The sequence below is a fragment of the Paenibacillus sp. MER 180 genome (genome assembly GCF_023713665.1).
GTDB classification, from domain to species: domain Bacteria; phylum Bacillota; class Bacilli; order Paenibacillales; family Paenibacillaceae; genus Paenibacillus_B; species Paenibacillus_B suaedae.
This window is the reverse complement of record NZ_JAMAVT010000002.1, coordinates 505,378-512,425: the sequence shown is the minus strand read 5'-3', so window position 1 is coordinate 512,425 and position 7,048 is coordinate 505,378. Positions and strand designations below refer to the sequence as shown.

At 47.5% G+C, this 7,048-nt stretch carries 10 protein-coding genes and 1 pseudogene; 2 read left to right on the top strand and 9 right to left on the bottom strand.

What is annotated here, in order from left to right:
* The 5 genes from M3661_RS05005 to M3661_RS04985 form a co-directional block, all read right to left on the bottom strand.
* On the bottom strand, positions 1-194 hold a 194-nt coding region (locus tag M3661_RS05005; RefSeq protein ID WP_251482709.1), incomplete at its 3' end, for a manganese catalase family protein.
* 51 nt (positions 195-245) lie between these two features.
* The gene (locus M3661_RS05000) at positions 246-515 is read right to left on the bottom strand and encodes a spore coat protein CotJB (protein WP_065290343.1); all 270 of its coding nucleotides are present in this window, start codon (positions 513-515) and stop codon (positions 246-248) included.
* Positions 516-517: 2 nt separating this feature from the next.
* A complete protein-coding gene (locus M3661_RS04995; RefSeq protein WP_083189033.1) occupies positions 518-835 on the bottom strand; it encodes a spore coat associated protein CotJA in 318 nt (105 codons plus the stop codon).
* Between the two features lie 197 nt (positions 836-1,032).
* The gene (locus M3661_RS04990; RefSeq protein WP_311279529.1) at positions 1,033-1,566 is read right to left on the bottom strand and encodes a GNAT family N-acetyltransferase; all 534 of its coding nucleotides are present in this window, start codon (positions 1,564-1,566) and stop codon (positions 1,033-1,035) included.
* A gap of 48 nt (positions 1,567-1,614) precedes the next feature.
* On the bottom strand, positions 1,615-2,124 hold the full coding sequence (locus tag M3661_RS04985; RefSeq protein WP_251482707.1) for a Crp/Fnr family transcriptional regulator: 510 nt from the start codon (positions 2,122-2,124) through the stop codon (positions 1,615-1,617).
* 254 nt (positions 2,125-2,378) lie between these two features.
* On the opposite strand from M3661_RS04985, the gene M3661_RS04980 reads away from it, so the two are divergent.
* Positions 2,379-2,816, top strand: a complete 438-nt coding sequence (locus M3661_RS04980; RefSeq protein ID WP_251482705.1) for a YhjD family protein — start codon at positions 2,379-2,381, stop codon at positions 2,814-2,816.
* Positions 2,817-3,192: 376 nt separating this feature from the next.
* Here the strand turns inward: M3661_RS04980 and M3661_RS04975 are convergent, their stop codons facing one another.
* From M3661_RS04975 to M3661_RS04965, 3 genes and pseudogenes are all read right to left on the bottom strand, one after another.
* Complete coding sequence (locus M3661_RS04975; RefSeq protein WP_021256634.1) at positions 3,193-3,696, bottom strand: YhjD family protein; 504 nt, start codon at positions 3,694-3,696, stop codon at positions 3,193-3,195.
* Positions 3,693-4,961 carry a DNA polymerase IV gene (locus M3661_RS04970; RefSeq protein WP_021256635.1) on the bottom strand — a complete coding sequence of 423 codons (1,269 nt, stop codon included), beginning with the start codon at positions 4,959-4,961 and terminating at the stop codon, positions 3,693-3,695. Before M3661_RS04970 ends, M3661_RS04975 begins: the two co-directional genes overlap by 4 nt.
* A gap of 114 nt (positions 4,962-5,075) precedes the next feature.
* A pseudogene (locus tag M3661_RS04965) lies at positions 5,076-5,329 on the bottom strand (Y-family DNA polymerase); the annotation flags it as partial.
* A gap of 311 nt (positions 5,330-5,640) precedes the next feature.
* On the opposite strand from M3661_RS04965, the gene M3661_RS04960 reads away from it, so the two are divergent.
* Positions 5,641-6,372, top strand: coding sequence for an SOS response-associated peptidase (locus M3661_RS04960; protein WP_251482704.1), 732 nt, complete (start codon positions 5,641-5,643; stop codon positions 6,370-6,372).
* Positions 6,373-6,459: 87 nt separating this feature from the next.
* On the opposite strand, the gene M3661_RS04955 is transcribed toward M3661_RS04960, so the two are convergent.
* A complete protein-coding gene (locus M3661_RS04955; protein WP_083189032.1) occupies positions 6,460-7,023 on the bottom strand; it encodes a DinB family protein in 564 nt (187 codons plus the stop codon).
* Positions 7,024-7,048: the final 25 nt, after the last annotated feature.

Here is a 7,048-nt window from a genome sequence, read left to right as displayed (position 1 = left end):
AATTCCTCGGTCCCAATATCCGTCAACAACCCAATTACTTTATCTGGTATCGTATACCGTTGGTTCAAGTAGCGCAGCGCCGCTGCCAGCTCTCCATCCGCTCCCCCATATTGCTCCATCAACAGCTTCGCCATGCGAGGATCACACTTGCTAACACGCACTGGATACTGCAGCTTCTTCTCATAGATCCACAATCCCGCGTCCCCTCCTGTCCATCAAGTTATTTGCCGCCTGACGACACACTGCTAAATCTGCCATGGCCAAGGCGTGGTAGCCCATGTAAATGGACAGCCCGAATAAGAATGGCCGAAGTTCATAAGCGGGCCATACTGCTCTTGGAACTGATGGGCAACCTTCATTCGCTCACTGACGTAGTAATTGAACTGCTGAATCGCCTGCAGATCTCCAGGATGAGTGTCCAAGTACAGATTCAGCTCCAATAATACGAAGTCGATTACTTGCAGCTGTTCCAAGCTTCTGCGGTATTCCTCGGTTTGATAAGGATGTACACTCATCGTCAAGCTTCTTCCTCCCCTCGCTGGTTTCTGCGGGAATGGTACGGGCTGTATAGGGCAGGCCATAAGGTTCCACAGCGTAGTGCCTGCGCAGGTGGGAACTGTGGGAGATTAGGCGGCTGGAACGTGATGAATTGGTTGATGGGTACAACAAAGACGGAATAAGGCAGTGGCGGACAGGGGTCACACGGACTTCGGAACGGGAAATATACACGCTCCTGCGGCACAGCCTGTTCCGTCGGACAACAGCCGCTTCTCTCTTGCTGTCCAACCGGAGGCAGATCTTCTGAAGCTAAATTTCGCTGTAATTCGTGTTCCATGACACTCTTTACTCCTCCTTGCATTCATGTTCGCATTTACTCGATCTCTTACTTGTATGTGAGAGTAGGAATGTCCCATGTACATAATTTAAGCCAAGATGTGACAGATCTGATTTTCTGTACACCTTGGCTTTATTGGCGCTATAGGATTGAATGTCAAATAATAAAGAACGAGTGTTGAGCTCCGTTTCTGTCGCTTACGATACGATCTCTCTGTTGGTGATGCCGTATATCGCTTGCTGTTCGCCAAATCTTTGCACCGTATCCCGGAAGCTCATGCCGATTCGTTCCAAGAGCCTGCATGAGGCCTTGTTCGCAGCTTGTGTTTCGGCGATCACTTCAGGCAATCCTAGTTCGCGAAATGCGTAATCAATCACTGCTGTAACTGTCTCTGCCGCATATCCAGAGCCCCACCATTCAGGCAGCAGCTCATAAGATACCTCCGTACTGACGCCATCATGGTGCGTATCTAGAGAAATCAACCCGATAAACGCATTCGTTTGCTTTTCTCTAATGATCCAGAACGGGGTTCCTTCCTGAGAAGCAAGCATTCTGCGGAAGCTGCCTGTAATCGCCTCTTCCTCTGTCCATGCCCCGCCCAGATATTTGCGTACCTCCTCGTTCACATACAGCCGTCTTACGTTATCATAGTCACTTGCTTGCAGCTTGGTAAGTGTACAACGTTTCGTCTCAAGCAACATATAGCCCTCCGATATGATTACAGGATTCAAAATGATCCTTCTATTAAAGCACACTTGGGTGGCATTTGAAATCCCATCCTATATCTGACCCTGACGAAGAAGCCGATTTACCGTTTCCCGCCGCACACCAATAAATTGGCCGATTTCTTCTTGTGTCAATAATTCGGTAATAGGCATCGTATCCGCATAGCTTCTCAGCCATGCTGACAACAGCTCTAGTCGTTCACTCGGTGTCCCGATAGTCAAATGATCAATGCGCTGCTGCATGAAACGCAGCTTATCTTGAAGCAGCTTCGCAACATCCAGCGCCTTGTCCGGCTGCTGCCGCAAGCCTTCATACCACTCCTCAGCCGGAATCCGTTCCACGACCGTCTTAACCATCGCGATCGCTGTTCCGTGACATTCCTTCGGCGTGATTAAGGAATGATGCGGGACGATTTCGCCCGTGTATACGAGGTTGAACAAAATAATATTGCCGTTCTCATGCAGGCGTGTAACCTTGCACAGCCCGCTTATAATGCGGTACAAATACGTTCCTGGATCTCCTTGTCGAAATAAAACTTCTCCCCGATGCAGTGTCATAATCATTTTTGGCTGCCCCCCTAATTGCCGTTCCGTCTATGAATGCTGCCGCATTCGCACGTATGTTGTACCTATTGTACCGATTTCTCACCCTTTTGACCACGTTTGGTTGTTGAAATACGAATATTTGTTCGGTATTATGGATATAATGAGAACAAGAGTTCTCTATCTGCTCTTTTTAAATAGATATCTCATGCCTCACACGACATGAGGCCATGCATATGGCATACACGCGATATATACAAGGAGGAAGAACGCGCATGGGTACACCATTCGCATCGAACGGCTCTCCCCCCCACAACGGAGAAGATGCCTACATTGTCAAGCAATATATTATTCAAACGCTAATCTTGGATGTGCTGGAACGTGACATTGAACGGATTGGAGCCTCTAATTTGAAGATGTCCGACATTTACACACAATGTCTAAGACAAGCACAAGATAATGCTTCTCTCAATCTGTACCGCCTGCGCAAACAGTTTCGCAACCGCGGCATTAAAGTATATGAGGAGGAACGGCTTGAACATGGGATTCGTGTCCAATACGTATGCCGAGGCTATCAACATTCGTTCTACATGCTGCGCGGCTTAATTCGTGCAGAGGTGAAGAACCGCATGCAGGCTTACTTGAACATTGCCGCCTCCCAAGCTTCGAATCCAGCCACAAGTATGGGCAGTCCCCTTACTCGGCACCAATAGGTTTACAGCCCATATTCACCGCTGCCTCATCTTATCCAATTCCTCAGAACAATGCCCCTTAACAAGGACGGAGCAGCCGCTCTTCTGATGCTTGCTAAGGGGCATTTCTGATCTCACGTGCTTGCCCAGCATCGTCAATGAGACAGCCCGCAGAATTCACTGCATCCCCGAACTTTCGATTGTTGGAGTCTATTCTCTATTAACGCTGTGGATGAATACACAATGGAAAAGATAAAAAGCCTGTTGAGGATTTCTCAACAGGCTAACCAGTCCCGAGTTGGGGAAATTGGCATTCTTCGTTATGGCTTTGTCATACTTAGAAGTCAAACACCGAGGCGTTCTCAATGCTGCTCTCTTTCTTTTTCTCTTGACTCGATTAATATCGCGGCTCTATTTCAACTAAGTTGCTTAATTTAGTAGTAAGTCTATCCGTGTATCGAGCTAACCTTCTGCTTATCTCCATCTTCATGTACTCTTTCGTTATATGAAAGCTATCCTCATAGCCATGGTACGCATAGTGTAATATCATTGTACTATCATGCTTCTCTTCATCTACAATACGAATTTCTTTTTTCAACATCTCCTGTCTTCTTTTGGACAGGTCGGTAGAGATATCATTTGCAAGGATTTGAGCAGCCTTGGTATACAGAGATTTCAATGTCTCAGAGGATCCCTTCATTTCGTGAATTTTCTTAGTTACCATCGTACACATCACCGAAAGTAGAACATAATCGCGCATTAATTCAATATCTTCCCTCTTTGGCTGGTTTAACTCCCCGCTTGACGTATCACTATGCCTTCTCAACAGAGCCTCCCGATGTTGCGGTAACATCATCCGGCTGGACTCCCAAAGACCATTCTTCTCGAGCTTTTTACTCATTTATAATGCCCCCCGATTTTCAGGGATCTCTCTACCGCTTGACCTGCATAGGTAAGAGAAGAAGCTCTGATAATTGCCGCATTGCCATATCGATCCTTAATCATATCCGTCACCTTATCCAGCGCTCTAGCTCTGACTTGATCTTCAAAGAGCGTTAGTTGATACTGCTGGTCATCTTCCAATGTGCTTAGCATAACACCTACACGACGTACAGGCATTCGATCCCAATATTGATAAAAAATTCGCTTGACCATATCAAATACTTTATTTGTATGATTCGTCGGATCCGGCATTTTCATTTGGCGTGAGAATCCTGTGGGCGCTTCATACGGGCTGCACATGCAGCTTACGGTTACGACCCAGCCCATATACCCTTTTATCCGACAATCTCGGCAGACTTCCTCCGTCAACTCCAACAGGATAGTATCGATCTCCGTAGAATGCACATAATCCCTGGGCAGGGTCATCATGTGACCAATCGATTTGGGAGGTGTTTGAAATGTACCCGGTGTTACCGGACTATCATCCAAGCCGTTCGCAGTTCGCCACATCACCTCGGCATGAATATCCGACTGTTTGCCGAATCGAGCTCGAAATTTATTTTTGAGCTGGGGCAATGGAGTTCTCGCAATATCCCCAATCGTAACGATCCCTAGTTTCGCAAAATGCTTGCACATTCGAGATCCAACACCGAACATTTTATGAACGGGCTCTTTCCACAGCATGGTGGGAACGTCGGATGGATGCAAAGTAAAAATACCGCTTTTATTTTTTTTGGCCCAAATATCCGTTGCCGTCTTAGCCAATATTTTATTGGTACCGATCCCGATTCGAATCCGCACCCCTGTCTGGAGCATTACCCGTTTCTGGATTTCCTTCGCAATGGTGATTGGATCACCAAAAATGGATTGACTGGCTGTCACATCCAAAAATTGTTCGTCAATACTAAACACTTCAACCAAATCCGTAAACTCTTCATAAATCTGAGTAATCATCAATGAAACATCGATATAATGCTGCATACGAGGACGCATAATGATGAGATCGGGGCATTTCTTGAGTGCTTCACCCAACCGTTCGGCTGACGTCACACCAAAACTTTTAGCGATCGGGCACGCGGCCAGAATAATCCCTGAACGACGTGTAGGGTCACCAGCTACTGCTACTGCTTTATTTTGATATTCTGGATGATCTGCTTTTTCTACACTTGCGTAGAAGCTTTCGCAATCGGCCAAAAATATTACCCTTTCCCTTTTCTGACTCACACTAAAGCCCTCCAATAGTTATAAATCATATTACATACACAATCACATACACATACACAACCACAAAATAAGAACGTATATTCCTATTGTATGCCGAACATACATTCGTTATGCAAGTAATAGGCTGCCCGCCATATCCAAATGCTGTTCATCCATACGGGGCTGAACAACAATAAGGTCTGCACATTTACTAATGGCTTAGCCAAGCCGAGCCGCTGTATGACACCATGCTTCTTAGTTGTAGGGCAAGCTGCCAGTGCGATGCCAGCACGACGAGCAGGATCGCCTACTACTAGCAGACGATCCTTGTATTCAGGGTGTGAAACCTTCCCCACACTCGCATAGAACGATTGACAATCTGCCAACATAATAACTCGTTCTCATGATTTATTCGGTTTGCCATCCATACACCCTTCACCCCACTGAGAACGTTTGTTCTTATATACTCAGAATACCGAACGTACATTCTCTTTTCAACAGGGAGATTTTGAAAATTCGGATCGAATGGCGTCGAGCAGGTGAGGATCTACTGCGGATTGCGTATAAATCCAAATTCACGCTGAATGTATGTAAAGTTTAAGTCGTTGCATGTGACTGAGGGATCACCTCACGGGAAGGAAGAGAATGTGATATGATGAGATCACCATAGGATAGAACGGACAAGAGAGGAAGACGTAACGTGTGTGGACGATATACATTAACCGTAACCATTGAACAGCTAATGGCGCACTATCTGCTTGATTCAGGAGCCCTCGTGCCCTTCCATGAGCCGCGCTACAATATTGCGCCGAGCCAGCAAGTACCTGCCCTGATTCATGATGGTACGAAGCTGCGGCTTGGACCGCTTAAGTGGGGCCTCATTCCAGCTTGGGCGAAGGACGAGAAGTTCGCTGCACGAACAATTAATGCGCGCGCCGAAACCGTTCGGGACAAGCCCGCCTTCCGCCTCCCATTCCAGCGGAAGCGGTGCATTATACCAGCAGACAGCTTCTATGAATGGAAACGAAATCCAGATGGAAAGAAGCAGCCTATGCGTATTAGACGCACTGATGGCGGTATTTTCAATATGGCAGGATTATATGACACATGGGTCAATCCCAATGGGGAGAAGATCAGCACCTGCACGATCATCACGACGACTCCGAACGAGCTGATGGAGCCGATTCATGATCGAATGCCGGTTATTTTACCAGAGGATCAGCTGTCATTCTGGCTTGATCGCCGAATGACCGACACTGGGAAGCTTCAATCCGTTCTCCTTCCCTATCCGTCTAAGCTAATGGAGGTCTACCCTGTCAGCGCTAAGGTGGGGAATACACGAGTGGACGATCCCTCCTGTATCGAGCAGATAAGCGAGCAGCACCAAGAGGAGACACCAGACAGCGTCCCCCCTACCTTATTTACGCTATAAACCTATCGCTAGCATATAGCAGTATCACGCCATGCTCCTTCATCTCGCAATCGCGCACCTTAGAGCATCCGATACTCCGATGCTAATTCAATACGAGGCTGATGGAGTTCCCCGGAGAAATTCCGCCAGGCGTCCCCGCTGCAGAGCATGGTGACGGAAGTGCATATCCACAAGCAAGTACCATTCCATCGCACTCAAGTAGCCGAAGCCTGGATGCATCGTTCTATGATGCTCTGGAATCGAGGCAATAACAGGTTCAAGCTCGTTCATGCGTCGCAGTACTGCCTGCATGCCTTCTACAACCTCCTCCTTGCTGGCAGGCTGAGGTGGCGTATATTCTGGAGAGGCTGGCACCTTCACACGAATAGGAGGAATGCTCCCAGCCGCAAAGGCCATACTGCCCTGATGCGTCTTCTCCAACTGGTCATTGCCAGCTGCATCTACAGTCATGTCGCGGCACACTTCCACCTGACGGAGATGCATAAAGAGCGCAGAGCGGATCAAATGCATATAGACCTGCCCGAGCGACCACTCCTCCTCGCTTGGCTTACGTGTAATCTCCTCCATACTGTAAAGATCAAGCTCTTGCACAACCTGCTTAACTGATTCCTCCAGGCTTAACAGTGACTGATGCGGGGTCATATTTGTCATTAGTAAAGCTCCCTTCGAACGAATA

Bases quoted from the DNA above. Each gene is read 5' to 3' on its own strand.
- M3661_RS05000 (WP_065290343.1), bottom strand. From the start codon at position 515: ATGAGTGTACATCCTTATCAAACCGAGGAATACCGCAGAAGCTTGGAA.
- M3661_RS04980 (WP_251482705.1), top strand. From the start codon at position 2,379: ATGGGTACACCATTCGCATCGAACGGCTCTCCCCCCCACAACGGAGAA.
- M3661_RS04975 (WP_021256634.1), bottom strand. From the start codon at position 3,696: ATGAGTAAAAAGCTCGAGAAGAATGGTCTTTGGGAGTCCAGCCGGATG.
- M3661_RS04985 (WP_251482707.1), bottom strand. From the start codon at position 2,124: ATGATTATGACACTGCATCGGGGAGAAGTTTTATTTCGACAAGGAGAT.
- M3661_RS04995 (WP_083189033.1), bottom strand. From the start codon at position 835: ATGGAACACGAATTACAGCGAAATTTAGCTTCAGAAGATCTGCCTCCG.
- M3661_RS04955 (WP_083189032.1), bottom strand. From the start codon at position 7,023: ATGACAAATATGACCCCGCATCAGTCACTGTTAAGCCTGGAGGAATCA.